The following is a 2,367-nucleotide window of genomic DNA, read 5'->3' as shown; positions in this document are numbered from 1 at the left end:
CCCCCTGAACCCCGGCGGGCCCGCCGGTGCAGCCCCGCCGGCGGCCCGCCGCGCCCGCCGCGCGGCGGGCGCGGGCAGTGCCTACGGTGGACGGCGGGGGCCGCGCCCGCGGGGGCGGCCCGGCGAGGACCCCGCAGTGCTCGAAGCGCGTGGCCGGGCGGGTCCGGGGGACGGCGGCGGGGCGCTCCGCCGCGACGTGGAGGAGCTGTGACGCGACGCGCGTCCGACGTGGACGCCGACCTGCTGCGCACCGCGCGGGAGGCCTTCGGCTACGAGGGGTTCCGGCCCGGCCAGGCGGAGGCGGTGCGCGCCGTGGTGCGCGGGCGCGACGTGCTGGCCGTGATGCCCACGGGCTCGGGCAAGTCGGCGATCTACCAGGTGCCGGCGCTGCTGCTGGAGGGGCCGGTGGTGGTCGTCTCGCCGCTGATCGCGCTTCAGCGCGACCAGGTGGACGGCCTGCGCGAGGACGTGCGCCGCGGCGGGGCGGTGATGCTGAACTCGCAGCTGCCCGCCGGCGCCTGGCGCGAGGCGCGCGCGGCGCTGCGCAGCGGCGACGTGAAGTTCGTCTTCCTGGCCCCCGAGCAGCTGGCCCGCGAGGAGGTCCTGGAGGAGCTGGCGGCGCTGCGGCCTGCGCTGCTCGTCGTCGACGAGGCGCACTGCGTGTCCTCCTGGGGGCACGACTTCCGCCCCCAGTACCTGCGGCTGGGCGCGGCCGCCGAGCGGCTGGGGCGCCCGCAGGTGGTGGCGCTCACCGCGACGGCCAGCCCGCAGGTGCGCGCGGAGGTCCTCGAGCAGCTGCGGCTGCGCGACCCCCTGGTGGTCGTGGAGGGTTTCGACCGCCCCGAGATCGACCTGCGGGTGCGCCGGCACTCCAGCGCCGACCGCCAGCACGAGGGGGTCCTGCGCTCGGTGGCCGCCGTGCGCGGCGCCGTCGTCGTCTACGTCGCCCGCCGCCGCGACGCGGAGGGTCTGGCGCAGGAGCTGCGCGGGGCCGGCCGGTGCGCGGACTTCTACCACGCCGGCCGCAGGCGCGACGACCGCGACCGGGTGCTGCGCGAGTTCGTCGACGGCACCCTCGACGTCGTCGTGGCCACCAGCGCCTTCGGCATGGGCATCGACAAGCCCGACGTGCGCGCCGTCGTGCACGCCCACGTGCCCGACTCCCTGGACAGCTACTACCAGGAGATCGGCCGCGCGGCCCGCGACGGGCACCCGGCCGTCGCCGTCCTGCACTACCGCCCGGAGGACCTCGGCCTGCGCACGTTCTTCGCCTCCGGGGTCGCCAAGCCCGAACCGGTGCGCGAGGTCGCCGCCGCCGTGCGCGCGCACGACGGGCCGGTGGAACCCACCAGCCTGCGCCGCGAGCTGGGCACCACCGCCTCCCGGCTGGCCGGGGTGGTGAACCTGCTGGAGGAGGCCGGGGCTGTGCACGAGGACGAGCGCGGCCGGCTGGTCGCCGACCCGGACGGCCCCGCGCCCGCCGAGGCCGCCGAGGTGGCGGTGCACCTGTCGGAGCAGCAGCGCTCGGTGGAGCGCTCCCGGCTGGAGATGATGCGCGCCTACGCCGAGACGAGCGCGTGCCGGCGGCAGTTCCTGCTGGGCTACTTCGGCGAGGAGCTGCCCGAACCGTGCGGGAACTGCGACACCTGCCGCGCCGGGACCGCCGCGCGGCGCAGCGAGGGCTCCGCGCACGACCAGCCGTTCCCGGTGGGCGCCGCCGTCGCGCACGAGGAGTGGGGCGAGGGCCAGGTGATGCACTACGAGGACGACCGGGTCACGGTGCTCTTCGAGGGCGTGGGGTACCGCACGCTCGCCCTGGGGGTGGTGGAGGACAGGGGGCTGCTGCGCCCGGCGTGAACCGCTACGCTGTCCCATGAAGGACGCTGATAGCGCTACTGCCCCGCTGCACCTCCCGCTACCGCGCGGGGCCCGCCCCGGGCCCCGGCCCGGCCGGGCGGCCGCCCCGGCGCCGGCCGGCCCGCTCCTCGGGCTGGCGGGGGTGGTGGTGTTCTCCTTCACCCTCCCGCTGACCCGCACCGCGGTGCGCACCCTGGACCCCCTGCTCGTCGGCGCCGGGCGCGCCCTGCTCGCCGGCCTGCTGGCCGCGCTGGTGCTCGCGCTCACCCGCGCCCCGCGCCCGGCGCGGCGGCTGCTGCCGCGCCTGCTGCTCGTGGTCGCCGGCGTGGTGGCGGGGTTCCCGCTGCTGACCAGCGCGGCGATGCGCGACCTGCCCGCCGCGCACGGCGCCGTGGTGATCGGCGTCCTGCCGGCGGCCACCGCCGTGGCCGCGGTCGTGCGCGCCCGGGAGCGCCCGGGCGCGGGGTTCTGGGCGGCGGGCGCGGCGGGCCTGGTCGCGGTGGTGGTCTT

2 protein-coding genes are annotated in these 2,367 nt (G+C 78.5%); both read left to right on the top strand.

Annotated elements, in window-relative coordinates; all coding sequences use genetic code 11:
- The first annotated feature begins 207 nt into the window (after nucleotides 1-207).
- The gene (locus tag GTR00_RS19060; RefSeq protein WP_323132610.1) at nucleotides 208-1,857 is read left to right on the top strand and encodes a RecQ family ATP-dependent DNA helicase; all 1,650 of its coding nucleotides are present in this window, start codon (nucleotides 208-210) and stop codon (nucleotides 1,855-1,857) included.
- A gap of 142 nt (nucleotides 1,858-1,999) precedes the next feature.
- The coding region (locus GTR00_RS19055) for an EamA family transporter (RefSeq protein WP_205706201.1) at nucleotides 2,000-2,367 on the top strand (368 nt) is incomplete at its 3' end.

It is taken from the genome of Kineococcus indalonis, from assembly GCF_009906395.1.
GTDB lineage: Bacteria > Actinomycetota > Actinomycetes > Actinomycetales > Kineococcaceae > Kineococcus > Kineococcus indalonis.
The sequence above is the reverse complement of the archived record's forward strand: the minus strand, read 5'-3'. Positions and strand labels throughout refer to the sequence as shown.